A 25,585-nucleotide genomic window follows, 5' to 3' on the forward strand; every position below is an offset into this window, starting at 1 on the left:
ACGGCGAGCACGCCGACCGGCCCACCGCCGACCACGGCGAACACGCCGACCGACCCACCGCCGACCACGGCGAGCACGCCGGCGGAGCCGCCCGCCGGGAACGGGAACGGCTGACCCCACGCACCGACCGACCCCGGTCCGGATCGCCCGATCCGGCCGGGGTCGCGGCTTTCCCACTGGCCCCGTCATCCCCAAATCGGACTTTAAACGCAGATGCTCCCTTACGCTGACGAGGAGGCACGTTCCGTCGTCTACGGGAGCACGGGTGAGCGTTGAGAAGTTGGTCGTCATCGGCCAGGGGTACGTCGGCCTGCCGCTGGCCGTGCGGGCGGTCGAGGCGGGGCTGGACGTCGTCGGCCTCGACGTCGACGCCGACCGGGTCAAGCGGCTCGCCGCCGGCGAGTCCTTCGTCGAGGACATCCCGACGGACCGGCTCGGCCGGGCGCTGGGCAGCGGCCGGTACCGGCCGAGCACGGAGTACACCGAGGCCGAGGGCTTCGACGTCTGCGTGATCACCGTGCCCACCCCGCTGCGCGACGGCGTCCCCGACCTGAGCTTCGTCGAGCAGGCCGGGGTCGGCATCGGCCCGTACGTGCGGCCGGGCTGCGTGGTGGTCCTGGAGTCGACCACCTACCCGGGCACCACGGAGGAGCTGCTCCGGCCGCTGCTGGAGTCGGCCAGCGGGCTGACCAGCCCCGGCGACTTCCACCTCGGCTACAGCCCCGAGCGGATCGACCCCGGCAACCCCACCTGGAAGCTGGAGAACACCCCGAAGGTGGTCTCCGGGGTGGACGCGGCGTCCCGCGACCGGGTCGACGCGTTCTACCAGCGGCTGGTCGAGCGGACCGTGCCGGTGGACTCCACCCGGGTCGCCGAGCTGACCAAGCTGATCGAGAACACCTTCCGCCAGGTGAACATCGCGCTGATCAACGAGCTGACGATGCTCAGCCACCACCTCGACATCGACGTCTGGCAGGCGATCGAGGCGGCCGAGACCAAACCGTTCGGGTTCATGCCGTTCCGCCCCGGGCCGGGGGTCGGCGGGCACTGCCTGCCGATCGACCCGTGCTACCTGTCCTGGCAGGTCAAGCGGCGGCTGGGGCGGCAGTTCCGGTTCATCGAGCTGGCCAACGACGTCAACCACGAGATGCCCGAACACGTCACCCAACGGATCATGGGCGGGCTGAACCGGGCCGGCCGGGCGGTCAGCGGGGCCCGGCTGCTGCTGCTCGGGCTGGCGTACAAGCCGAACACCGGGGACATGCGGGACTCCCCCGCCGTCGACGTCGCGCGCCGCCTCCAGGCCCTCGGCGCCGACGTGCGCGCCGTCGAGCCGTACGCCGAGCCGCACCACGTCCCCGCCGGGGTGACCGTGGTCGGGCTGACCGAGCACGAGCTCCGCGCGGCCGACGCGGTGGTCGTGGTCACCGACCACGACTGCCTCGACTACGACCTGGTGGTGCGGCACGCCCGGTACGTCTTCGACACCCGCAACCGGTGCCACGGCCCGACCGTCGAGCGGCTCTGAGCAACGGACCGCGAGTGGTCCCCGCCCGCAGGCGGGGACCACTCGTCGTCACTCCGCGCCGAGGGACTCCACGACCGGGCGGGCCAGGGCCCGGCGGGCCGGCAGCACGGACGCGGCCAGCGCGGCGAGCACCGCCACCGCGAGGATCAACCCGAGCTGCCCCCACGGCAGCACCAGGGTGAAGTCGCCGCCGACGCGGGCGAACACCGCCATCGCCCCGGCGCTGACCCCGGTGCCGAGGAGCACCCCGAGCACCGCGCCGACCAGCGCCATCAGCACCGCCTCGACGGCGAGCATGGCCCGCATCCGACCCCGGGTCAGCCCGACCGCGCGCAGCACGGCGTTCTCCCGGGTCCGCTCCACCACCGACAGGCTCAGCGTGTTCGCGACCCCGACCAGCGCGATCACCACGGCCAGGCCGAGCAGCGCCGTGACGAACGCCAGCAGCATGTCGATCGTTCCGGTGAGCATCTTCTTGTACGCCGCCTGGTCCATCAGGTTGACCGTCGGGTAGCGGGTCACCACCGACTCGACGGCCTCCCGAGCCCGCTCGGCGGACACCCCGGAGGCCGGTTCGATCTCGACGAGGTAGCCGCGCTCGGCCGGGAACAGCCGGGCGAAGTCGGCGTCGGCCACGTCGACCACGTGGCCGACCGGGACCGGGCTGCCGGCCAGCGCCGGCCCGTCGGCGTCGACGACGGCGGCCACGGTGAACGGCCGCCCGGCCAGGGTGACGGTGTCGCCGACCGCCCAGCCCTTTGCCCGGGCCAGCTCCCGGTGCACCAGCACCCGGCCCGGCCCGAGCCGGCCCACGTCGCCGGCGTCGACCGCGCTCAGGGTGCGCCCGACCAGCGCCGGGTGGGCGGCGCGCAGCTCGATGCCGCCGGTGACCCGGCTGCGCTGCTCGTGCACGACGCCCAGCTCGGAGCGGGCGGCCAGCTCGCCGGCCAGCGTCGATGGCAGGTCCCCGCCGATGCCGGTGACCAGGAAGTCCACCCCGATCTGCTGGTCCACGGCCCGCTCGATCCCGGTCTTGACGCTGCGCGCGCCGACCACGAACGCGGACACCAGGCCGATGCCGATGACCAGGGCGGTGGCGGTGGCGGCGATCCGGCGCGGGTTGCGCACGGCGTTCGCCACCGCCAGCCCGGCGGTCGCCCCGAGCAGCAGGCGCGCCGGCACGCCGAGCACCCGCACCAGCGCCGGGACCAGCACCGGGCCGAACAGCACGATGCCGAAGAAGGTGAACACCCCGCCGGCCGCGACCAGCGGCACCTGGCCGACCATCCCGGCCGCCACCAGCGCCGCCACCCCCGCGCCGAAGACGAGGGCGCCGGCGGCCAGCCGGACCCGGCCGGCCCGGCGGGTGGTCTGCACCGCCGCGTCGGTGAGCGCGGCCACCGGGGCGACCCGGGTACCCTGCCAGGCCGGCACGGCGGCGGCCCCGACGGTGAGCGCCGTGCCGAGCAGCAGGCAGGTCAGCACGGCCTGCGCGGTGACCGCGAGCCCGCCACCGGAGACGGGCACGTCGAACGCGGACATCAACGCGTCCATCCCGACGGCGAGGCCGGTGCCGGCCGCCACCCCGAGGGCCGAGGCGGCCACCCCGGTCACCGCCGCCTCCAGCAGCGTCGCCCGGAACACCTGCCCCCGGGTCGCGCCGACCAGCCGCAGCAGGGCGGTGCGCCGGGTGCGCTGGGCGAGCACGATGGCGAAGGTGTTGGCGATGACGAACCCCGCCACCACCACGGCCACCGCGGCGAAGGTGAGCAGGCCCAGGTTGAACTGCTCCAGGTCGTGCACGGCGTCGTCGACGGCGACGTCGAGGATCTCCTGCCGGTCCCGCACGGTCACGCCGGGACCGGTCACCGCCGCCACCCGGTCGACCAGCTCCGCAGCCGGCACGCCGGGCTCGGCGGCCACCATGATCCGCCCGTAGCCCTGCATCGCCGTGACGGCGAGGGCGTCGGAACCGGCGAGGCCGATGAACGGCCCGCCGACGTCCCGGGAGGTGCCGGCCACGTCGACCGTGCCGACCAGGGTGTACGGGCGGGCCGAGCCCCCGCTGCCGCCCACGCCGACCGGCCCGCCGAGGGTGAATCCCTCCTCGGCCACCGTCGGCGCGTCGAGGACCAGCTCGCCGGGTCGCTGCGGCAGCCGCCCGGCCACCACGTCGTACGACTGGAGGGCCGCCTCGGCGGGGATCGCGGCGAGGACGGCGAAGCCGAGCACGGGCCGGCCGTCCGAGCCGACCACTCCGGCGGTGCCGGTCAGCTCCCCGGCGGCGGCGCGCACCCCGTCGACCGCGCGCACCTTCTCCACCAGGGCGGGCGGGATCGGGTCCCGGTCGGCGTACACGGCGAGGTCGGTGTGCCGGTCGAAGACGCCGGCCCGGTCGTACGCGCCCTGCTTCATCCCGTCGGTGAAGATCAGGGTGCCGGCGACGAACGCGACGCCGAGCACCACGGCCAGCGCGGAGAGCAGCAGCCGCAGGGCGTCGGCGCGCATGGTGCGCAGGGTCAGCCGGATCACCGCCGCCCCACCGCCCCGGCGCCGGCCGGGGCCGGGTCGAGGTGGGCAAGGGCGTCGAGGACCGCCTCGGCGGTCGGCGCGGCCAGCTCGCGGACCAGCCGGCCGTCGGCGAGGAACACCACCCGGTCGGCGTGGCTGGCCGCGACGGGGTCGTGGGTCACCATCACCACGGTCTGGCCGAGGGTGTCCACGGCCTCGCGGAGCAGCCGCAGCACCTCCGCGCCCGAGCGGGAGTCGAGGTTGCCGGTGGGCTCGTCGGCGAAGACCACCCACGGCTTGGTGATCAGGGCGCGGGCGACGGCGACGCGCTGCTGCTGGCCGCCGGACAGCTCGGCGGGCCGGTGCCGCAGCCGGTCGGTCAGCCCGACGGCGGCGACCACCTGGCGCAGCCAGCCCGGGTCGGGGCGGCGGCCGGCGATGGCCAGCGGCAGCACGATGTTCTCCTCGGCCGTCAGGGCGGGCAGCAGGTTGAACTTCTGGAACACGAAGCCGATCCGGTCCCGACGCAGCAGGGTGAGCCGCTTGTCGTCGAGCCGGCCGGTGTCGGCGTCGCCGATGCGCACCGTCCCCGCGCTGGGCCGGTCGAGGCCGGCGAGGCAGTGCATCAGGGTGGACTTTCCGGAGCCGGACGGGCCCATGATGGCGGTGAACCGGCCGGCGGCGAAGTCGACGTCGACGCCGTCGAGGGCGACGACCCGGGCCTGGCCGGAGCCATACTCCTTGCGCAGGCCCCGGGCGGTGACCGCGACGCCGGCGGCGGCGAAGGCGGGAGGTGGTACGGACACGTGATGCTCCCCGTGCGGACGGTGGCTGGGACGCCTCCGACGCTATGGGCGGCGGGCACCCGCCCGCGTCCACCCGCGCGCTCGACCTGCGTGCCCCCGGAGGTGCCCGAAGTCCGGTGGCCCGTACGACCTGGGTCGTACCCGCTGTCAGCCGCCGGGGGTGACCAGGCCGCTCTCGTAGGCCAGGACCACGGCCTGCACCCGGTCGCGGAGCTGGAGCTTGGCCAGGATCCGCCCGACGTGGGTCTTCACGGTCGCCTCGGCGACGTGCACCCGGCCGGCGATCTCCGCGTTGGACAGGCCCTGTGCGACCAGCAGCAGGATCTCCCGCTCCCGCTCGGTGAGCTGGGCCAGCCGGGGGTCCCCGGCCGGGCCGGGCCCGAGCTGGCCGGCGAACCGGTCCAGCAGCCGACGGGTGATCGACGGGGCGACGACCGAGTCGCCCTCGGCCACCACCCGGATCGCGGCCAGCAGTTCCTCCGGCGGGACGTTCTTCAGCAGGAAGCCGCTGGCCCCGGCCTGGAGGGCGGCGAACGCGTCGGCCTCGGTGTCGAAGGTGGTCAGCACCAGCACCCGGGGGCCGCCGGGGCGGCCGGCGCAGATCCGCCGGGTGGCCTCCACGCCGTCCATGGTCGGCATCCGGATGTCCATCACCACCACGTCGGCCTCGACCCGGCCGAGCACCCGCAGCGCGTCGGCGCCGTCGATCGCCTCGCCGACCACGGTCAGGTCGGGCTGGGAGTCCAGCACCATCCGGAACCCCGCCCGCACCAGGGCCTGGTCGTCCACGACCACCACGCGTACCGTCATGCCGCCACCTCCGTCCCGGTGCTCGACGGTAGCGGCAGCCGAACCTCGACCTGCCACCCCCCGGCCAGCCTCGGCCCGGCGGTGAGGCTGCCGTCGTACACCGTCACCCGCTCGCGCATGCCGACCAGGCCGTGGCCGCCGGAGGGCGCGGGCCGGACCGGCGGACGGCCGCGCCCGTCGTCGACGGCCCGGACCGCGACGGCGTCGGGGGTGTGGTCGAGGCTCAGCGCGACCGTCGCGCCGACCCCGGCGTGCTTGAGGGCGTTGGTCAGGGCCTCCTGCACCACCCGGTACACGGTCAGCTCCAGGCCGGGCGGCAGCGCCGGGGGCTCGCCGGTGACCCGCCAGTCGATGCGCAGCCCGGCGGCCCGGAACCGGTCCAGCAGTTCGGGCAGCTCCACCAGCGCCGGCCGCCGGTGGGTCGGCTCCCCCGACAGGCCCGAGGCCCCGACGCCGTCCGGCCCGGCCGCCACGGCGGGAGCCGCCGCCGGCTCGGGCGCGCTCGTCTCCCGCAGTACGCCCACCAGGCGCCGCATCTCCTCCAGCGCCTGCCGGCCGGTGTCGGCGACCACCCGGACCGCCTCCCGGGCGGTCTCCGGGTCCCGGTCGAACATGTACCGCGCCCCGTCGGCCTGCACGATCATCACGGCCATGCTGTGCGCCACCACGTCGTGCAGCTCGCGGGCGATCCTGGTGCGCTCCTCGGCCACCGCGGCCCGCGCCTCGGCCTCCCGCTCGCGTTCCAGGGTGGTGGCCCGCTCCTCCAGGCTGACCACGTAGAGCCGGCGGGTACGCACGTTCAGCCCCATCAGCCAGACCGCGCCGGTGACCAGGGCGAACCAGATCGCCGTGGCCCACCAGGCGACGGTGCCCTCGATCTGGAGGGCGCCCAGCACCACCCCGACGGCGGCGACGATCCCGGCGACGATGCCGTCGCGCAGCTTCTCCGCGTACTTGACCACGCTGTAGAGGGCGATCAGCACGGCGACGTCGAAGGCCAGCGGCCCCCAGCCGGCGACCACCTGGACCAGGGCGAGCACCGCGACCACCGCCGTCACCGCCGACGGGTGGGTACGCCGGAACAGCAGCACCACGGCCATCGCCGCGCCGACTCCGGTGGCCCACCAGCCGCCCCGCTGGTTGACCGCGCCGGCGAGACCGAAGAGCACCACGAAGCCGGAGACCGCCACGTCGAAGGCCACGCTGCGCAGCGGCCGGCCGAACAGTGTCCGTTTCACGGTCACCCAGCGTACGGGCCGGCGCGGGGTCGGCCGGGCCCGACCGGCCGGGGCGCGGTGGGCGCAGACGTGTGGGTGTACAGGAGCCGCGTCCGCCGCCGTTGATACGAACCCGCGCATGATTCTTCGATTCGTGTTCCCCCGTATCCGGGAATTACCACCTCCCCGGCAAATGCGGACGCCTTTTGAGCAATCGACATTCTTGAGTGTTCCGCTGTTTGTGGCCGCTGCCCTACAGTAATCGAGCGGGGCAGCCGGGAACATCAGGAACTGCCCGGACCCCACCGACCCGTCGAAAGGGAATCAGCATGAAGATCGCACGCACACGTCCGCGTCCGCGCGTGGCGCGGGTGCTGTTCGGCGCCGTACTGACCGCCATCATGGCGTTCTCCGTGGGCGGGACCGCTGCGGGCGCCGTGGAGCGCAGCGGAGACTTCGGCACTATGGCCCGCACCGACGTCTACATGAAGGACATCGCGAGCGACACCGGATACGAGCCGCACGGTGCCATCTACTCGTCGTTCTTCAACAGCCCCGACATCAAGCTCTGCCCCTACGGGATCGAGTGCGCGGCGCACACCAATCCGGTCGTCGGGTCGACCAGTTACATTTTCGTGAACCTGCGGAACAACGGCCCGTACGGTTCCGGAATCAGCAACGGCACGCTGCGCGCGTACTACACCACCTCTGGCGGCGGCGCGAACTGGCCGGCCCACTGGACGCCGATCGGCTCGAAGACCCTGCCGGTCGCCCCGGGGGTCACCACGACGTCGATCGCGTGGGACAACGTGCCCTCCCTCGGGCACTTCTGCCTCCTGCTGCGCTGGGAGTCGGCGACCGACCCGATGCTGTTCGAGGGCACCTCGTCGTCCATCAACACGCAGTACAACAACAACATCGCCTGGAAGAACGCCAACACCGTCCCGGCGTTCAGCCCCGGCTCGGTCTCGGTCCGGCCGTACGCCCTGGCGAACGCCCTGGCCGTGCCGGCCAAGTACGACCTCGCGTTCCGGCCGCTGGGCGAGCCGGTGCCGGGTGCCAAGATCGTGGCCGACCTCGGTCCCGAAATGTTCGCGCGGTGGCGGGCGGCGGGTGCGCCCGGTGAGGGCATCCAGGTGGTCGGCAACACCTCGGTACAGATCGTCGACCCGTACAAGGCGCAGATCAGGGACCTGCTGATTAACCCGAACGAGCGGCCGGTGCTGTCGCTGAGCTTCTCGACGGGCCAGACGCTGCAGAAGCCCTACACCCTCCAGGTCGTCCAGGTCGGGCCGGCCCAGGAGATCGGTGAGAAGTACGACGTCGGCGGGGTGGACTACACCTTCGATCCCAAGCGCTGACGAGAGAGACGATGGGCCGGGCGCCGGGAATCGCATCCCACGGCACCCGGCCCACCGGCATGCCGGCGTCGGTGGGCCCCAGCCCCGACTCCGCCGGTGCGCCGGAGACCCAGGGCGCGCGGGCCGAGATCCTCCAGGGTCTACGGCAGGGTGACCGGGAGGCGGTACTGGCGCTCCGTTCCCATGGCCGTGCGCAGGTGGACCTCACCGGTGCGCAGGCCGTAGGTGACCGACCAGCGGGTGTGACCCTGCCGGACGTCGTTGAGCAGTTCCAGCGCCGCCCGGGCGTCGACCACCCCGCCGGCCTTGGTCAGCCCGGCGGCGAGCACCCCGTAGCGGTGGTCGGTGCGCCGGCGCTCCTCGGGTACGCCGACCACCGGCACGTTGGTCAGCACCTGCCAGTTCCCCTGCCCCTTGCCGACCCGCATCGCGCCGTCGACGAACTCGACCACGGCGGAGGCCCCGGTGGCGTCGGCGAGCAGGTAGTGCAACGGCGGCCCGCCCTCGAAGTCGAGGTTGTGCCGCTTGAAGACGGCGACGGCCTCGTCGACCGTGGCGGCCTGGTCGAGCACCAGCCGCAGGATGCGTACCGAGCCGACGGTGGACCTGCCCGCCGCTGGCCGGGCGGTGGCGGCGTCGTCGGCGGCCAGCCCGACGGCGAGCCCGCGCTCGTTCATCCCGTCGAAGGGCAGCAGGGGCGCGTCGAGCAGCCGGCGGTCCCCCGTCGGGTCGGCGCCGACGCCGAGGTAGGACATGTCGACCAGGGAGACCGTGGCGTACCCGTCCGGTGGGTCGGTGCGCAGCACCAGGGCCGGGTTGGCGGTCCAGTCGAAGTTGCGGGCGAACAGCGGCCGGCTCCGGTCGCCCCAGGCGGCGAAGAGCGAGCAGCCGAACGGGCTGGGCGGCGCGGCGTCGGTGCCCACGGTCGGGTCGTAGTCGCCGACGAAGGTCATCTCCCACATCGGCAGGTCGTCGACCTTGCGCAGGCTGGCCAGGGTCTGCTCGGCCTCGGCCGCGCTCTGCCGGGACCCGGACGGTGGGCCGGTCGACGGGCCGGCGGGCGTCGGCCCGGCGGCGGTGGGCTCGGGGCCGGAGCAGGCGGTGACGGCGAGCAGCAGGGCCAGGCTGGCGCCGAAGAAGGTCCTACGCATGATGCCTGAACGCTAGGTCAGCCATCGACCGTTGTCCACCATGCCGGCGGGAGCCCGCCGGACGGCGGCGGAAGTGCCTGGTCACAGGGCTGCGCCGAGCCGCCGGCGGGGCGCTGTGCGAGGATCGGCCGCCGTGGACCCTGCGGCGGGGTACGGGGCGGGCCCGGCGGGCGACCAGCAGCGGTCAGCCGACCGGCGTGTGGCGCGTGGCGCGCGGGCCGACCAACCGGCGGACCACCGGCGCGGCGTTCCACTTCGCCGCCCCGACCAGGTCCCGGGCGTGCTCCAGCATCGTGTAGTCCGGCCTGGCCAGCCCAGCGGCGACGGCCCGGTCCAGGTCGTTGCCGCACCTGCTGAGCACGCTGTCGAAGTCCCGCCGGACGGGTTCGAGCAGGTGGTAGCCGAACGAGCGGTGCAGCCGGGCGAACAGCGGCTTGTAGAGCCGGGCCCGCTCGTGCAGGCCCGACGAGTACGACATCGGGTTCTTCGGTCGACGCAGCACGTAGTCGGGCAGCACGTCGGCGAACGCCCGCCGCACGATCCACTTCTCCCGCCCCTCGCGCAGCTTCAGCTCCAGCGGCAGCCGCATCGCCAGCTCCACCACGCGCAGGTCGAGGAACGGCACCCGCGCCTCCACCCCGTGGCCCATGCTGGCCCGGTCCACCCGCTGCAACTCCGTACGGCAGAGGTTGCGGATCCGGTGCAGGAAGAGCCGGCGGGCCCGCTCGGGGCCGACCTGGTGGTACATCGGGTAGCCGCCGAACAGCTCGTCGGAGCCGTCCCCGGTGAGCACCACCTTCACCCCGAGGTCGCGGAGCCGACGGAAGATCGGCACCGAGACCACCGCGTTGATGATGTCCCCGTACTCGGTCAGCTCCGAGATCCGGATGGCCTCCCGCACCTCGGCGAGCCGGACGTCGCGGGGGCGCAGCTCGACCACCTCGTGCGGCACCCCAAGGTCGGCGGCGAGCCGCCGGGCGTACGCCACGTCCGGGCTCTCCGGAACGCCGATGGTGACCGCCACGCAGTCCGGGTGCATCTGGTGGGCGTGCACCAGGGCCAGGGAGCTGTCCAGCCCGCCGGAGAGCACCACGCCGAGGGGCAGGTCGGTGTCCACCCGCATCCGGATGCTGTCGGTGAGGGCGGCCCGGACGAGCAGGGCGGCCTCGTCCGGGTCGTCCACCACCGGCAGCCCCTCGCCCAGGGTCAGCAGGTCCACGTACGGGCGCAGCCGGACGTCGTCGCCCGGTTCGACCCAGCCGTGGTGCCCGGGGGGCACCTCGCCCACCGGCGCGCCGTGCCCCACGAGGGCCTTGACCTCGCTGGCCAGGTGCAGGCAGCCGGGCACCCGGGACCAGTACAGCGGCTTGACCCCGAGCGGGTCACGGGCCAGGTAGGCCCGCCCGGTGGCCCGCTCGACGACGACGAACGCGTACTCGCCGCGCAGCCGCCGCACCGCCTCCTCACCCCAGGCCAGGAACGCGGCGAGCAGCACCTCGGTGTCGCTCTCGGTGTCCATCGGGTGGCCGAGTCGCGTCAGCTCCGCCCGCAACTCGTGGTGGTTGAAGACCTCGCCGTTGTAGCAGAGCAGGAACCGCCCGTCGGCGGAGAGCCGGGGCTGCACGGCCCGGTCCCGGTCGACGATCCGCAGCCGGCGGGTGCCGGCGAGCAGTCCGGCCTCCCGGTGGGTCTCGGTCACCTCGCCGCGCGGGGCGAGGACGGCCAGCATCCGGCGGAAGGTGGCCGGGTCGGCCTGCGGGCCGATGCTCAACGCGATGCCGCACACGGCTCAGACCCCCATCTCGGCCTCGTACACCCGGCGGAACCGCAGCCGGGCGGCGGGCGCGAGGCACAGGTGCCAGGCCTGTCCCTCGTCGACCACGTTGAGCTCGCCGGCCTGTTGCCGGGCGAGCAGCAGGCCGGCGAGTGCGTCCCGGGCGCCGAACCGCTCGAACCAGGCCAGCTCCACGTCGGCGGCGTAGCCGAGGCAGTGCCCGCTGGGCACCATCGCGGCGTAGCCGAGGCGGCGTAGCTGGTGCTGGTGCGCGGCGCTGCGGACCAGGCTGGTCACCCACAGCGGCGGGGTGCCGGGCGGGGCGGTTCGGGCGAACTCGCGGCCGATGTCGTTGAGCAGGCCGACCACCTCGCGCCGGGCCCGGCGGAACTTCAGCCCGGCGGTGCGCGGCCGGGCGTCCGGCAGCAGCCGCCGGCACACCGCCCGCACGCCCCGGCCGACGACGGTGGCGGGCTGCTCCTGGTACCGGAAGCGGAGCAGGTCGCGGCGGCGCAGCCACTCCAGGTCGACCAGGTCGGCGCTGGCGTTCACCTCCGCGTCGGTCATGAAGGTGGGCGCGTCGCGCCACCACAGCACGTCGATGCGGGAGAGCAGGTAGATCCGGACCAGGGTGGTCAGGTCGGTGGCGGAGCTGCGCCGGTTGGGCTGGTAGCGGGCCATCTCCAGCAGCAGCGTCTCCCGGGCGCCGATGAGACCCTGCGGGGTGGCGTCGAGCACCGCGGCGATCGCCGGCTCGCGCAGGCGCTCGTCGAGCAGCACCTGTCGGGCCCCCGCCGACTCGGGTTCGGCCAGGGCACCGACCTCGATCAGCAGCTCCGCCACGGCCGCCCGGTAGGCGGCGAGGTCGGGGGCGGTGGGCGGGGCCGGCCGGCGAGCCACCCCCCGGGGCACCCGCCGGGCCGGCGTGGCGGACGCGACGGGCGGGCCGGGCTGGGGGCCGGGGCTTCGGCTGGGCACTCGCATGGTCGGGTCCTCTCTCCCGGCACGACACCGTGTCAGTTGACCTAAAAACACCGTAATCGTGAAAACTAGGGTAGGCCCGAACAATCCTCTTATATCCCCCCGAAGGGCGAGGATCGCCACCTAACGGCGAGCACGGCTTACGGGCCGGCTCCAGCCGGGACAGGGGAACCGGTCCTGCGGGCGGCGAGGGTGGACGCTCCCGCCCGCGGCTGCCGCGCGACCAGCCCGGCCGCCACCCCCCGGATCGGGCTGGTGGCGCAGGGTCCGCGCCGCACCGCCCCACCATCGCCGAGTTCGACCACCTGCGCGGCTACCGCTGACCGGGTGGAGCAGGACGGCCGGGGTGGGTGCGGCACCCCGGCCGTCCGCCCGGGCCTCGATTCCCAGCGGAAGAGGCCCTTGTCCCAGTTTCGCCGAACGCAGCCGTTCGCGCAGCCCCCTCCGGGGACTACAGAGCCGAACGGTTACGGATCGTTGCCCGGTAGGCAGGCGTCGACGGCGAGACCGAGCGCCGCGCGCCAACCAGCACCGCGCCCCCTCCGGCGCTCTCCCCGTCGCCGGCGAGCCGGTGGCGGCGACCGGACGGACCGCCTCGCGGGGTGGTGCGACCGACGGTTGTGCCGGTCGCCGGAGCGGGCCGCGAGGGGTGATGAAAAGCTTGTGGCATGACCGCCGCACCGACACCGATCGACCCCACCACCCCCGGCAGCACCGACGAGGCGAACGCCTTCGCGGATCTCGGGTTGCGCGCCGAACTGCTCGGCGCCCTCTCCGCGCTCGGCTACGAGGAGCCGACGCCGATCCAGCGGGAGGCCATCCCTCCCCTGCTGGCCGGCCAGGATCTGCTGGGCCAGGCGGCCACCGGCACAGGCAAGACCGCCGCCTTCGCCCTGCCGCTGTTGCAGCGCATGCCGGACGACCGCTCCGGCGGAGACCCGGTGGCGCTGGTGCTGGTGCCCACCCGGGAGCTGGCGGTGCAGGTCTCCGAGGCGTTCCACCGGTACGGCAAGGACCTCGGCACCCGGGTGCTGCCGATCTACGGCGGGCAGCCGATCGGCCGGCAGCTTCGCGCCCTGGACCTGGGCGTGGACGTGGTGGTGGCCACCCCGGGGCGGGCGCTGGACCACATCGCCCGGGGCACCCTGCGGCTGGGCGAGCTGGCCACGGTGGTCCTCGACGAGGCCGACGAGATGCTCGACATGGGCTTCGCCGAGGACATCGAGGCGATCCTGGAGCACGCCCCGGCACAGCGGCAGACGGTGCTGTTCTCGGCGACCATGCCGTCGCGCATCGACGGGATGGCCCGCCAGCACCTGACCGACCCGGTGCGCATCCAGATCGGCCGGGAGCAGCCGGTGGCCGGCGAGGCGCCCCTGGTGCGGCAGAGCGCGTACATCGTGGCGCGGGCGCACAAGCCGGCGGCGCTGGGCCGGGTGCTGGACGTGGAGTCGCCGACCGCGGCGATCGTGTTCTGCCGCAGCCGCGAGGAGGTGGACCGACTCACCGAGACGATGAACGGCCGGGGCTACCGGGCCGAGGCGCTGCACGGCGGGATGAGCCAGGAGCAGCGGGACCGGGTGATGGGGCGGCTGCGCGCCGGCACCGCCGACCTGCTGGTGGCCACCGACGTGGCCGCCCGGGGTCTGGACGTCGAGCAGCTCACCCACGTGGTCAACTACGACGTGCCGTCGGCCCCGGAGTCGTACGTGCACCGGATCGGCCGGGTGGGCCGGGCCGGCCGCGAGGGCGTGGCGATCACCCTCGCCGAGCCGCGCGAGCACCGGATGCTCAAGACCATCGAGCGGGTGACCGGGCAACGGATCGCGATCGACAAGATCCCCACGGCGGCCGACCTGCGCACCCGGCGGCTGGAGCTGACCCAGGCGGCGCTGCGGGAGTCGCTGCTGGAGGACGACCTGGACCCGTTCCGGGTGATCGTGGAGTCGCTGTCGGACGAGTTCGACCTGGTGGAGGTCGCCCTCGCCGCGGTGAAGCTCGCCCACGAGGCCGCCTCACCGGGCTCGGACGACGAGGAGGAGATCCCCCAGGTCGCGGTCCGTCCGCAGCGGGAGAGCCGCCCGGGGTACGAGGGTCGGGGCGGCGACCGCCGGCCGGCCCGGCCCCGGACGGGGGGCACCACGCAGGTGTTCATCGGGCTGGGCCGGCGCGCCGGGGTGCGCCCGCAGGACCTGGTGGGGGCGATCACCGGGGAGACCCGGATCAGCGGCCGGGACATCGGCTCGATCGAGATCGCCGACCGGTTCTCGCTGGTGGAGGTCCCGAACGGGGTGGCCGACGAGGTGATCGCCGGGCTGCGCGGCAGCACCATCAAGGGCCGCAAGACGACCGTACGCCGCGACCGCGACCGCCCCTGACCTCCTGACCGACTCGACGTCGATGGCCTCGCGGTTGTCCCGGTCCGGGATCCCGCACGGCCACCGACGTCGAGTCGCCCCCGGGCGACGCGGTCGCCCGGGGCAGCTCGGCACGCGTACGGGTCAGCACGCGTAGTTCTCAGGCGGCCGACAGGGTGGGACCGGTGAGGGTGTCGGCGTCGGCCGGGCGCAGTGCCAGGGCGAGCACGTCGGCGACGTCGGCGAGGGTGTGCACGGTCAGCGCCTTCCGTACCTCGGTGGGCAGGTCGTCCAGGTCCGGCTCGTTGCGGGCCGGAATGATCACCTCGGTCAGGCCGGCCCGGTGGGCGGCGAGCAACTTCTGCTTCACCCCGCCGATGGGCAGCACCCGACCGGAGAGCGTCACCTCGCCGGTCATCCCGAACTCGGGCCGCACCGGCCGGCCGGTCACCAGCGAGGCCAGCGCCGTCACCATCGTGATGCCGGCGCTCGGCCCGTCCTTGGGCACCGCGCCCGCCGGGACGTGCAGGTGGATCCGCCGCCCGGCGAGGGCGTTCGGATCGATGCCGAGCCGGCGTCCGTTGGAGCGCAGGTACGACAGCGCGATGTGCGCGGACTCCTTCATCACGTCGCCGAGCTGGCCGGTCAGCGTCAGCCCGGGCTCGCCCTGCATGCTGGTGGCCTCGATGAAGAGCACGTCCCCGCCCGCGCCGGTGACCGCGAGGCCGGTGGCCACGCCGGGCACCGCCGTCCGCTCCGCCGACTCCGGGGTGAACCTGGGCCGGCCCAGGTAGCGGGCCAGGTTGTCGGTCTCCACCCGCACCGGCGCCGGGTCGGTCGCCAGGGCGACCGCGACCTTGCGCAGGATCTTGGCCAGGGCCCGCTCCAACTGCCGGACACCGGCCTCCCGGGTGTACTCCCCCGCGATCCGCGCGAGGGCGTCGTCGGTGACGGTGGCCTCCTCGGCGGTCAGTCCGGCCCGCTCCCGCTGCCGGGGCAGCAGGTGGTCCCGGGCGATGGCGACCTTCTCGTCCTCGGTGTAGCCGTCCAGGGTGACCAGCTCCATCCGGTCCAGCAGCGGGCCGGGGATGCTCTCCACCACGTTGGCGGTGGCCAGGAACAGCACGTCGGACAGGTCGAGGTCGACCTCCAGGTAGTGGTCGCGGAAGGTGTGGTTCTGCGCCGGGTCGAGCACCTCCAACAGGGCGGCGGCCGGGTCGCCGGCGTAGCCGACGGCCAGCTTGTCGACCTCGTCGAGGAGCACCACCGGGTTCATCGAGCCGGCCTCGCGCAGCGCGCGGACGATCCGGCCGGGCAGCGCGCCGACGTACGTGCGGCGGTGGCCGCGGATCTCCGCCTCGTCGCGGACGCCGCCGAGGGAGACCCGGACGAAGCTGCGGCCGAGCGCCCGGGCCACGGACTCGCCGAGGCTGGTCTTGCCGACGCCGGGAGGGCCGGCGAGGGCGAGCACGGCTCCGGAGCCGCGCCCGCCGACCACGCCGAGGTTTCGCTCGGCCCGGCGGTTGCGCACCGCGAGGTACTCCAGGATGCGGTCCTTCACGTCGGCCAGGCCGGCGTGGTCGGCGTCGAGCACGGCGCGGGCCGCGGCCAGGTCGGTGTTGTCCTCGGTACGCGTGGCCCACGGCATCTCCAGCACCGTGTCCAGCCAGGTACGGATCCAGCCCGCCTCCGGGGATGCGTCGCTGGCCCGCTCCAGCTTGCCGACCTCGCGCAGCGCCGCCTCGCGGACCTTCTCGGGCAGTTCGGCGGACTCGACCCGGGCCCGGTAGTCGGCGGAGCCGTCCGGCTCGTCCTCGCCGAGCTCCTTGCGGATGGCGGCGAGCTGCTGGCGGAGCAGGAACTCCCGCTGGGACCTCTCCAGTCCCTCGCGGACGTCGCTGTTGATCTGCTCGGTGACCTCCTGCTCGGCCAGGTGCTCCTTCACCCAGCCGACGAGCAGCTCCAGCCGGGCGACGACGTCCGGCGCGGCGAGCAGCTCGGTCTTCTGCGCCAGCGTGAGCCAGGGCGCGTAGCCGGCCGCGTCGGCCAGCTCGGAGAGGTCGGTCATCCGCTCCATGGCGTCGATGACCTGCCACGCCCCGCGCTGTTGGAGCACGGACGTCATCAGTGCGCGGTACTCGCGGGCGAGTTCCCGGGCCCGGCCGGCGGGGACGGGTTCGTGTAGTTCGGTCGCCTCGACCCAGAGGGCGGCACCGGGTCCGGGGACGCCGGAGCCGATCCGGGCGCGGGACAGGCCCCGGACCACGGCGGCCGGCTCGCCGCTGGGCAGCCGGCCCACCTTCTCGATGGTGGCGACCGTGCCGACGGGGCCGTACTCGCCGTCGATGCGAGGCACGGCGAGGAGCTGCTTGTCGCCGGTGGCGCGGGCCGCGTCCACGGCGGCCTGGGTGGTCGGGTCGAGGGTCACGGGGATGACCATGCCGGGCAGCAGGACGGCGTCGGTCAGCGGAAGTACCGGAAGAGTTGCCATCGAACACCTGCTATCGCGTTGAGTTGAGCCTGACTCACTCAAGTAACAAAGCGTGCCCCTTGTTCCGGGGTGTGATCCAGGCCACCCTTCACGGTCGCTCCGACGCCGTGGAGATCGCGGGGAACCACCCGGCCCCACGGGTCGGCGCACCGGATGACGGGTGGCGGACCGAATCAGACGGCCACCCGCGCGGGCCCCGGACCTGCCCAACCACGCGAGCGGCACTGGCAAATTCCACCGGTCGAGCGGGATTCCATCCCGCAGAACTCGACTCGCCGAATGCGGAACGGGGCATATTCTTGCGGAATTGCCAGTTGATAGGTCAAACTCTTAGCACACCCCGCCCCACACAAGGAGTAATTGGCGATGGCTCGGAAAGTAATCACCGTTCTGACTGACGACCTCGACGGCGGGAAGGCGGATCGCACCGTCGAGTTCAGCCTGGACGGCGTGGCGTACACCATCGATGTCTCCGACGAGAACGCCGGCACCCTGCGCAAAGCACTCGACCCCTACATCAACGCCGGCCGGCGCATCGGTCGGGGGCCGGTCGAGACCGGCCGGGCCCCCCGCCGCCCCGGCAGGGCCCAGGTCTCCGGAATGGACCGCGAGCAGAACCGGGCCATCCGGGAATGGGCCACCAACAACGGCTACGAGATTTCCGACCGCGGGCGCATCCCGGTGTCGGTCGTCGAGGCCTACAAGAACCGCTGAGCCTGCGGCGGGCCGCGATCCGGGGATCCCGGGTCGCGCGGTGGAGGCCGGCGCCCGCCGGCCCCTTTCCGGTCGCATTTCCCACGACACCGCCAGCCGGTGCCGGACCGCACCCCGACTCGGCCGAACCGCGACTCGGCCGGGTCAGCGCACCCGGCGCACCAACGGGCGGCCTGGGCCGGGCACATCCGGCCCTACGGGGGCCGCCGGTCGACGCCCGCCCCGCCGAACCGCCTCCGGGTTCGGCGGCTGGCGGGTGCTGCCGAGCATCCGGCAGGCCGCTGGACGGCACGCACGAGGCGGCGGCGCGGGTGGTCGTCCGCCGGTCCCGGGCGGACGAGATCTGCGTCACGGCGACTATTCCGCCGAAGACCGCGAGCGGGCCGACAACGGCCGGCAGCCGCTTGCTCCGCGCGATACCGGATGACCCGCCCGCCCGTGTGGACCTGCGCATCGAATTGCTCTCCTTCTCGATCCGGTAGCAGACAGGCGAGCCCACCGGACCGACGAATTCGGGTGGAACGCCTCGGCGACGATCACTGCGACGTCCGGTCGCATGGCGATGGTCGACGGCGCCCTTTCCGCACCGCCGTCCGCGCCGGCGGCGCGGTGGGGGAAGATTCCCGTCCATTCCCGCTGGAGTACGGAGCCGGGACGGCGAGGGTTCCACCCGGATATGGGAATTCTGCGGCGACGGCCGCCCCGTGAACGGTGATCGGCAGGGGCGGGCGGTCGCGCTGCCGGCGGCCGGGCCAAAGGGTGTCGGTCCACCCGGAGGAGGCCGGTGGACGGCCCGTTCCAAGATGCGTCAGTCCACGCAGAGGTGGTCGAATCCGAAGCCATTCCGCATTTCGTCGCGGCGCGCCCCCAGCCGACGGATGTCCCCGTCGAGCTGCTCGCGGGCCACCAGTTCCGGCTCGCCGCCGTCGAGGCCGCGCAGCCGCTCACCCACCGCCACGGCCGCGAGGTCCTCGGCGAGCCGCCCCGGGTCCACGCCGCAGGAGATGCGGTGTTCCCACACCCGCACCCGTTCCACCAGACACCGGCCGGGACGCACCTCGACCCAGCTCCAGCCCTCGGCCGGGCCGTCCGCCCAGCGTACGTGCAGGCCCCGGACGATCGGGTCGACCAGCCGCCGGGAGACGTACGCCTCGACGGCTGCCGCCCGGGCCAGGGCGCCCAGGTCGTTCACGTGCCCGCTGCGCCCGTCGGGCAGCCGGCCGACGATGTCCCGGAAGGCGACCGGCGTGACGTCGTTCGGTTCGGTGTGCCCCGGGTCCGGCCGGACGGCGTCGGCGTAGGCGCGCGCGTCGATGACGTACTCGACGATCCGCCGGCCGTGGTCGGCGGCGCGCAGGGTGGGCGAGGCGATCCGCAGCACCGCCAGGCCGACCGCCGCGCACACCGCGTCCTTCATCCGCTCGGCGCGCTGGGCCGCCGACCCGGGCGGCACCGGCGGCCCGACCTCGACGGCGAACAGCGGGCGGCCGGTGGAGGCGGCGCACACCACGTGGTCGAAGCCCTCCCGGCCGGCCGAGCTCCACTGGTGGCCGGTGACACCCGGCGGGCGACCGTACAGCAGCTCACCGAGCCGCCGGGCGGCGTACACCGCCTGATCGCCCCGGACGAGGACCGGGCCACGGCCGGTCGACGCCGCGACGGGGCGCAGCAGGGAGCCGTCGTCACTACCGGTGCTCGTCATCCGCCTGTCCATCCGTCGGGCCGTCGACCGGGCCGAGTCTAGGCCGTCGATCATGGTTCCCACCTCGCCGGTGCGGCCGATGATCGTGTTCTCTAGGCTCATCGGGTGCCGCACAGTGGACGGGCCCCGGAGATTCTGACCAAGCGCAGCCTCGTCGCCGTCTCCCACGCCATCGAAAGCGCCGCCCTGGCCACCACCGAGGACAGGCCGCTGGTGCTGGTCGCGCTCTTCCAGCGGATGCCGTACTTCGACCGGGAACGGGCGGTCTACGAGCAGATCGCCGCCTCGGGCGCGGTGACGGTGGTGGGCGTGGTCGGTCAGCGCCCCACGGGGCTCCCCGACGGCGTGCACGGGGTGGCCCTGGAGGAGACCGAGGACCTGGCCCGGGAGTGGAGCGTGGTCGCGTTGACCCCCCGGTTCGGCGCGGCGCTGGTCGCGTACGACCGGGCGGAGGTGGAGCCGGCGGCCACGCTGGAGTCCGGCCGGCTCTTCGACGGCCGGTGGGGGTTCCGCCGCGACGAGGCCCTGCACGAGGTCCTGCGGCTACGCGACCGGCTCGCCGACCGGCTTCCCGGCGCGGCCCGCGCGGCGGTGGACGACGTGCTGGCCCGGGTCCGCGATCTGCCCGCGACGCCCGGCGAGGCGCGCGGCGAGGCGGCGCTGCGGCTGATGTTCTCCCGCGCCGGGCGGCCGGCCCGGGCCCGCTGGACGGCCGGGTCGGGGCCGGGCGACCGCAGCCGGGGCACCGGGGTGGGAGCCGCCGAGGGCGTCGCCCCGCTGCTGGACGAGTCGGGGATGCGGCGGTGGACGGGTGCGGACGGGATCACCGCGTCGGGCACGCTGCCGGTGGCGCTGATCGGCGTCCGGGTGGACGAGCCGGCCGGCGCGCCGGAGCGCTTCGGCCGGCGCAGCGCGGCCCGCGAGGCGCAGGCGGTGATCGGGGCGGTCACCGCGCCGCTGCGCCCGGTGGACCGGGCCGTACGCCTGTCGGACCAGGAGTACCTGCTGATCCTGCCGGCGCTGACCGAGGAGCAGGCGGTGACGGTGGCCGGTCAGCTACACGAGGCGGTCGGCGGCCTGGCCCGGTCGTACCCGTTCGTCGCGTTCGCGGTGCACGCGGCGGTCACCGTGACGGCCCGGCGGCCGCTGCCCGTGGCCGACGTCCGGCACGCCGTCGGGTGGGCCGCCCGGGAGGGCGTGCCGGTGGCCCGGCTGGCCCCCGAGACGGCCGAGGCGCCGGTCGGGTGACCGCGGGCCGGCGCCCGACCCGCGATCCCCGCGCGGCGGCGGGTCGCCCGCTCAGCGCCAGACCACCACCTCGGAGAGGGGTTTGCGCGTCACGGCGGGCACCGTCGCCCGCTGCGCCGGATAGCCGACGGGGACGATCAGGTTGCCCCGCTCCTCGGGCGGGCGGTCGAGCAGCTCGTTGAGGAAGCGCATCGGGCTGGGGGTGTGGGTCAGGGTGGCCAGGCCCGCCTGGTGCAGGGCGGCGAGGAGGAAGCCGACCGCGATGCCCACCGACTCCTTGACGTAGTACGGCCGAGGCGTCCCCGGGCCGCGGTGCACCTCGAACACGACGATCACCGCCGGCGCGACCTCCAGGAAGGGCTTGCTCGCGTCGGTGCCGAGCGGGGCGAGCGCGGCCAGCCACTCCTCCGACGCGCGCCGCTCGTAGAAGAGCTGCTCCTCGGCCTCGGCGGCGACCCGCAGCCGCCGCTTCACCGCCGGGTCGGTGACCACCACGAACCGCCAGGGTTGCCGGTTCGCCCCGCTGGGCGCGGACGCGGCGGCCCGCAGGGCCTGCTCCAGCACCCCGGCCGGAATCGGCCGGTCGCTGAACTCGCGCACGGTCCGTCGGGAGATCATCGTCTGCGCGAAGTCGCGGACCCGGGGCAATGCCGCCTCGGGCGGCACGCCGTACTCGGGCGCCGGACGCATGGGAGGTGTTCCAAGGTCGTTGGGCACCGATCCATTGTGGTTCCCGACGGCGAAACCGGCTACCGGGAGAATTAGCGGACCGCGCCGTCGGGCATGATCGGCGGGGGCGCCCAATCGGTCGCCCGGGGCGAAGGGGGTACGGGGCGTGCGGGTGGTGTCCCTGGTGCCGTCGCTGACCGAGGCGGTGGCGTTGACCGCGCCACGGCTGCTGGTCGGCGCAACGGACTACTGCACCCATCCGGCCGGGCTGGACGTGGCCCGGGTCGGCGGCAGCAAGTACCCCGACCTCGACCGGGTGCGCGCGCTGCGGCCGGACCTCGTGCTGCTCAACGTCGAGGAGAACCGGAAGGCCGACGCGGAGGCGCTGCGCGCGGCCGGGGTGCCGGTGCGGGTCACCTACCCCCGTACGGTGCCCGAGGCACTGCGGGAGCTGGCGGACCTGCTCGCCGCGCTCGGCGTACCCGACGATCCGGGCTGGTTGCGGGCGGCCCGGCGGGCCTGGGCGGCGTCCGAGCCGGCACCCACCCGGCGGGCGGTCGTGCCGGTGTGGCGCCGGCCGTGGGTGGTGGTCGGTTCCGACACCTTCGCCGGCGACGTGCTGCGCCGCCTCGGGGTCGCCAACGCCTACGCCGCGCACCCCGAGCGTTACCCCCGCCCGGAGCTGGCCGAGCTGCGGAGCCGGGAACCGGACCTGGTGGTGCTGCCGGACGAGCCGTACCGGTTCACGGCCGACGACGGCCCGGAGGCGTTCCCCGGCACCCCCTGCGCGCTGCTCTCCGGCCGGCACCTCACCTGGTACGGCCCGTCACTGGCCGAGGCGCCCGCGCTGCTGGCCGGGCAGCTCGACCGGTCGGTGGTCCACCCCGGCTGACCCGCCGCGGACCGGCCGCCGGGGTGACCGCCGCCCGGGTGAATCGGGGCCGAAGGTCCCGGTCGGAAGCGGACCCATCGGCCCTGACCGGGACGCCGGTGCCGATGTCCAATGGAATTGCCACCGGGAAGCGCGGTGCGAGGCACAGGAAGGGACGTGGAGACCATGGCCGCGACGATCGAACGGACCACCGCCGGCACCGCCGCTCCGGCGGGCGGGACCACCCGGACGACCGAGACCACCCGAGAGCGGGCCACCCGGTACGTCCTGGCCGGAATCCGGATCGCCCTGGGTTGGACCTTCCTCTGGGCCTTTTTGGACAAGATGTTCGGCCTCGGCCACGGGACCGCGGCGAAGGACGCCTGGATCAACGGGGGCAGCCCCACCAAGGGCTTCCTGGCCTTCGGCACGGCCGGCCCGTTCAAGGGGTTCTACACCGGGATCGCCGGCGCGGCCTGGGCGGACTGGCTGTTCATGGCCGGCTTGGCCGCCATCGGCGTGGCCCTGCTGCTCGGCATCGGGATGCGGATCGCCGCCGTCGCCGGTGGCCTGCTGCTGGTGATGATGTGGACGGCCGTCCTGCCCCCCGCGAACAACCCCTTCATGGACGACCACCTCATCTACGCCGCGGTCCTGGTGGTCCTCGCCCTGGTCGGCGCGGGCGACACCCTCGGCCTCGGCCGGACCTGGAAGCGGCTGCCCCTCGTCGAGCAGTACGCCTGGCTGAGGTAGTCGAGCGAGCACCGGCCCCAGCGGGCGCCACCCTCCCCGGTGGCGCCCGCCGCCGTGTGCGCACGGCAGGCCCGGGACCGCCGGGCATCGGCAGATCACGATCCGGCAGGATCGACGGCGACCGCAGTAGCCCGCACCGAGCAGGAGGCGTACGCCATGGACAAGCCCGAGGTTGGCCCGATCGAGGGCGCGCCGCCCGCCGATCTCGTCATCGAGGACCTCACGGTCGGCGAGGGCCCGGAAGCCCAGCCCGGTCAGCGGGCCACCGTGCACTACGTGGGGGTGGCCCACTCGACGGGGCGCGAGTTCGACGCGTCCTGGAACCACGGCGAGCCGTTCGAGTTCCCGGTGGGCGGCGGGAGGGTCATCGCTGGCTGGGACCGGGGCGTGGTCGGCATGCGCGTCGGCGGCCGGCGCAAGCTCACGATTCCGCCGCACCTCGGATACGGCAACCAGGGCGCCGGCGGCCTCATCAAGCCGGGCGAGACCCTGGTGTTCGTCGTCGACCTGCTCGGCGTGCGCTGACCCGGGCGGGGCCGTCGGCCGGTGCCGGCGGCCCCGCCCGGCGGCAGGTCGTCAGACAGGGGCAGGTCGTCAGACACAGGCCAGCATGGGCGCGGAGGACGCCGCCGCCACGGGCACGAGCGACCCCAGGGCGCGGGCCAACGACCCCGGCACGGCCGGCTCCGGTGGGGTCACCGTCGACTCCGCAACGGCCGGCGGCTGCGGCGCGGCGGGCAGGTCGGAACCGGCCTGCGACGGCACCAGCGAGGCGGCACTCGGCGGCACCAGTGCGGCGGCGAACGGCCGCACTGGGCCGACCGGCGCGACCCCGGATGCGCCGGGCCGAGGGGCCTGCGGCACCAGCCCGACCGACGGGATCACGGGTGCGCCGCGCCGACGGGCGCGCGGCCCCGGCAGGGCCGCGGCGGCGACTCGCTCGACGATGGACGAATCATCCCCCGCCGGGGCGGGGACGAGCGGCGCCAGCACGCGCGGCGCCCTCGAGGGCGGGGCCGCAGCGGTGCCGGACCGGACCGGGATGACGCGGTCCAGGCCGGTGACGTGCAGCACCCGGGCGACCATCGGGGCCGGGTCGACGAGCACCAGCTCCCCACCGCGGGCGCGGACCCGTCGGTGTGCGGCGACCAGCGCCCGGACCCCGGCCGCGGAGAGCAGCCGGACGCCCGAGAGGTCGAGCCGCAGCAGCGGCCGGGCCGGGGCGGCCCACAGCGCGGCGCGCAGCAGACCGACGGTGGCGATGTCGACCTCGCCGGTCGCCCGCATCTCCACCGCGTGGTCTCCCACGCTGACCTGCACGTGGAACCGATCGCTGCGCTGCTCCATGCCCACGAATCTAGCCCCACCCCCCGACAATTCCGCCCTGCCGAGGAGTGAGTCCGGGTACACCCAGGGTCGGACCCCGAGTCGCTCGGGGTCCACCCTGAGCAGGAGCTGCGGCAACGCCGGGCACGCCCGGCGGACCCGGGCCGACCCGGTACGGCCGGCGCCGACCCGGGCGTGGTCCCGGCGACCGCCGGGGGCGCGGGCGGGGGCCTGCGCGACACGCGCTGCGGCGGGGGGCGGGCCGGCGGCGCGGGGGGTGACAATGACCCGATGGCCGTACCCCGCCCGCGCGCGCCCCGACCCATCCGGCCCGTCCGGGAGCCGGCCACCGTGCCGCCTCCGCTGACCGGGCCGTGGGCGGCCACCGACCTGCGGCTCGACGACGCGGAGCTGCTGCCGCTGGCCGAGGGCGCGCACGGCCCCGAGGACGTCGTGGTCGACCCGGACGGCCGGGTGGTCAGCGGCGACGAGGACGGCCGGCTCTGGTGGTGGCCGGCGGACGCGCCCGCGGGCACCCGTTCCCAACTGCTGACCGAGACCGGCGGCCGGCCGCTCGGCATCGAACTCGACCCGCGCGACGGCAGCCTCGTCGTCTGCGACGCCTACCGGGGGCTGCTGCGGGTCACCCCGGACGGAGCGGTACGGGAGCTGACGGGCACCGCGCCGCCGGTGCACCTGGCCAACAACGCCACCGTCGCCCGGGACGGCACGATCTACTTCACCGACTCCTCCGACCGGTTCCCGCTCTCGCACTGGAAGCACGACCTGCTCGAACACCGACCCAACGGGCGGGTGCTGGCGTACGCCCCGGGCACCGGGCGCACCGAGGTGGTGGCGAGCGGGCTCTACTTCCCCAACGGGGTCGCACTCACCCCGGACGAGTCCGCGCTGATCCTGGTGGAGACGACCACCCACCGGTTGCTGCGGGTCGACCTGCCCGGCGGGACGGCCACCGTCCTGGCGGACCTGCCGGCGTACCCGGACAACCTGTCCGCGGTCGGCGACGGGACGTACTGGGTCGCCCTGCCCAGCCCTCGGCTGCCCGCCGTGGAGCGGCTGCTGCCGCACCCGCGCCTGCGGCAGTTCGTGGCGCTGCTGCCCGACGCGGTCCGGCCGCAGCCGCGCCGCTACGGGCTGGTCGCGCTGGTCGACGGCGCGGGCACGGTGCTGCGTACCCTGCACGGTCCGCGCGGCGACTACTGGATGATCACCGGCGTACGTCAGCACGGCGACCGGCTCTGGCTCGGCAGCCTGACCGGCTCGGGCGTGGCCCGGGTGCCGCTCGGCTAGGACC

Annotated in this window: 19 protein-coding genes and 1 pseudogene; 9 read left to right on the forward strand and 11 right to left on the reverse strand. The window is 74.6% G+C overall.

Annotated features, from left to right (window positions below):
* Positions 1 to 265: 265 nt before the first annotated feature.
* Positions 266 to 1,528, forward strand: coding sequence for a nucleotide sugar dehydrogenase (locus C5N14_RS17445; protein WP_117669167.1), 1,263 nt, complete (start codon positions 266 to 268; stop codon positions 1,526 to 1,528).
* A 48-nt stretch (positions 1,529 to 1,576) separates the two neighbouring features.
* Here the strand turns inward: C5N14_RS17445 and C5N14_RS17450 are convergent, their stop codons facing one another.
* From C5N14_RS17450 to C5N14_RS17465, 4 genes are all read right to left on the reverse strand, one after another.
* The gene (locus tag C5N14_RS17450) at positions 1,577 to 4,060 is read right to left on the reverse strand and encodes an ABC transporter permease (RefSeq protein WP_117669168.1); all 2,484 of its coding nucleotides are present in this window, start codon (positions 4,058 to 4,060) and stop codon (positions 1,577 to 1,579) included.
* Positions 4,057 to 4,845 (reverse strand): ABC transporter ATP-binding protein, encoded by a 789-nt coding sequence (locus C5N14_RS17455; RefSeq protein ID WP_117669169.1) that lies wholly within the window; start codon positions 4,843 to 4,845, stop codon positions 4,057 to 4,059. Before C5N14_RS17455 ends, C5N14_RS17450 begins: the two co-directional genes overlap by 4 nt.
* Before the next feature lie 147 nt (positions 4,846 to 4,992).
* Complete coding sequence (locus C5N14_RS17460; RefSeq protein WP_117669170.1) at positions 4,993 to 5,655, reverse strand: response regulator transcription factor; 663 nt, start codon at positions 5,653 to 5,655, stop codon at positions 4,993 to 4,995.
* Positions 5,652 to 6,899, reverse strand: a complete 1,248-nt coding sequence (locus C5N14_RS17465) for a sensor histidine kinase (RefSeq protein WP_117669171.1) — start codon at positions 6,897 to 6,899, stop codon at positions 5,652 to 5,654. The genes C5N14_RS17460 and C5N14_RS17465 overlap by 4 nt, the downstream gene beginning before the upstream one ends.
* Positions 6,900 to 7,201: 302 nt before the next feature.
* Between C5N14_RS17465 and C5N14_RS17470 the strand changes: the two genes are divergently transcribed.
* Positions 7,202 to 8,233, forward strand: a complete 1,032-nt coding sequence (locus C5N14_RS17470; RefSeq protein ID WP_128763598.1) for a hypothetical protein — start codon at positions 7,202 to 7,204, stop codon at positions 8,231 to 8,233.
* A 140-nt stretch (positions 8,234 to 8,373) separates the two neighbouring features.
* Here the strand turns inward: C5N14_RS17470 and C5N14_RS17475 are convergent, their stop codons facing one another.
* From C5N14_RS17475 to C5N14_RS17485, 3 genes are all read right to left on the reverse strand, one after another.
* Entirely contained in the window at positions 8,374 to 9,384 is a 1,011-nt protein-coding gene (locus C5N14_RS17475) for a linear amide C-N hydrolase (RefSeq protein WP_117669173.1), read from the reverse strand.
* 184 nt (positions 9,385 to 9,568) lie between these two features.
* On the reverse strand, positions 9,569 to 11,170 hold the full coding sequence (locus tag C5N14_RS17480) for an asparagine synthetase B (RefSeq protein WP_117669174.1): 1,602 nt from the start codon (positions 11,168 to 11,170) through the stop codon (positions 9,569 to 9,571).
* 3 nt (positions 11,171 to 11,173) lie between these two features.
* Positions 11,174 to 12,142: a hypothetical protein gene (locus C5N14_RS17485; protein ID WP_117669175.1), complete on the reverse strand. Its 969-nt coding sequence runs from the start codon at positions 12,140 to 12,142 to the stop codon at positions 11,174 to 11,176.
* Between the two features lie 665 nt (positions 12,143 to 12,807).
* Here C5N14_RS17485 and C5N14_RS17490 point away from each other — a divergent pair.
* The gene (locus C5N14_RS17490) at positions 12,808 to 14,517 is read left to right on the forward strand and encodes a DEAD/DEAH box helicase (protein ID WP_117669176.1); all 1,710 of its coding nucleotides are present in this window, start codon (positions 12,808 to 12,810) and stop codon (positions 14,515 to 14,517) included.
* 139 nt (positions 14,518 to 14,656) lie between these two features.
* On the opposite strand, the gene lon is transcribed toward C5N14_RS17490, so the two are convergent.
* On the reverse strand, positions 14,657 to 16,987 hold the full coding sequence (lon, locus tag C5N14_RS17495; protein WP_117669177.1) for an endopeptidase La: 2,331 nt from the start codon (positions 16,985 to 16,987) through the stop codon (positions 14,657 to 14,659).
* A 366-nt stretch (positions 16,988 to 17,353) separates the two neighbouring features.
* Here lon and C5N14_RS17500 point away from each other — a divergent pair, with 366 nt between their 5' ends.
* Positions 17,354 to 17,701, forward strand: a complete 348-nt coding sequence (locus C5N14_RS17500; protein ID WP_117669178.1) for an Lsr2 family protein — start codon at positions 17,354 to 17,356, stop codon at positions 17,699 to 17,701.
* Positions 17,702 to 18,509: 808 nt separating this feature from the next.
* On the opposite strand, the gene C5N14_RS17505 is transcribed toward C5N14_RS17500, so the two are convergent.
* Positions 18,510 to 19,403: a DUF2726 domain-containing protein gene (locus tag C5N14_RS17505; RefSeq protein WP_117669304.1), complete on the reverse strand. Its 894-nt coding sequence runs from the start codon at positions 19,401 to 19,403 to the stop codon at positions 18,510 to 18,512.
* A gap of 105 nt (positions 19,404 to 19,508) precedes the next feature.
* Between C5N14_RS17505 and C5N14_RS17510 the strand changes: the two genes are divergently transcribed.
* Positions 19,509 to 20,651, forward strand: coding sequence for a DICT sensory domain-containing protein (locus C5N14_RS17510; RefSeq protein WP_117669179.1), 1,143 nt, complete (start codon positions 19,509 to 19,511; stop codon positions 20,649 to 20,651).
* A 51-nt stretch (positions 20,652 to 20,702) separates the two neighbouring features.
* On the opposite strand, the gene C5N14_RS17515 is transcribed toward C5N14_RS17510, so the two are convergent.
* Positions 20,703 to 21,341 (reverse strand): nitroreductase family protein, encoded by a 639-nt coding sequence (locus C5N14_RS17515; RefSeq protein ID WP_117669180.1) that lies wholly within the window; start codon positions 21,339 to 21,341, stop codon positions 20,703 to 20,705.
* Between the two features lie 145 nt (positions 21,342 to 21,486).
* Between C5N14_RS17515 and C5N14_RS17520 the strand changes: the two genes are divergently transcribed.
* From C5N14_RS17520 to C5N14_RS17530, 3 genes are all read left to right on the forward strand, one after another.
* Positions 21,487 to 22,212, forward strand: a complete 726-nt coding sequence (locus C5N14_RS17520; protein ID WP_117669181.1) for a helical backbone metal receptor — start codon at positions 21,487 to 21,489, stop codon at positions 22,210 to 22,212.
* 156 nt (positions 22,213 to 22,368) lie between these two features.
* Entirely contained in the window at positions 22,369 to 22,944 is a 576-nt protein-coding gene (locus C5N14_RS17525; protein WP_243639709.1) for a DoxX family membrane protein, read from the forward strand.
* Between the two features lie 156 nt (positions 22,945 to 23,100).
* Positions 23,101 to 23,469 (forward strand): FKBP-type peptidyl-prolyl cis-trans isomerase, encoded by a 369-nt coding sequence (locus C5N14_RS17530; protein WP_117669182.1) that lies wholly within the window; start codon positions 23,101 to 23,103, stop codon positions 23,467 to 23,469.
* A gap of 462 nt (positions 23,470 to 23,931) precedes the next feature.
* Here C5N14_RS17530 and C5N14_RS34215 read toward each other — a convergent pair.
* A pseudogene (locus tag C5N14_RS34215) lies at positions 23,932 to 24,291 on the reverse strand (STAS domain-containing protein); the annotation flags it as partial.
* A 270-nt stretch (positions 24,292 to 24,561) separates the two neighbouring features.
* Between C5N14_RS34215 and C5N14_RS17540 the strand changes: the two are divergent.
* Positions 24,562 to 25,581: an SMP-30/gluconolactonase/LRE family protein gene (locus tag C5N14_RS17540; RefSeq protein ID WP_117669306.1), complete on the forward strand. Its 1,020-nt coding sequence runs from the start codon at positions 24,562 to 24,564 to the stop codon at positions 25,579 to 25,581.
* Positions 25,582 to 25,585: the final 4 nt, after the last annotated feature.

This window comes from Micromonospora sp. MW-13 (assembly GCF_003434305.1).
Lineage (GTDB): Bacteria > Actinomycetota > Actinomycetes > Mycobacteriales > Micromonosporaceae > Micromonospora.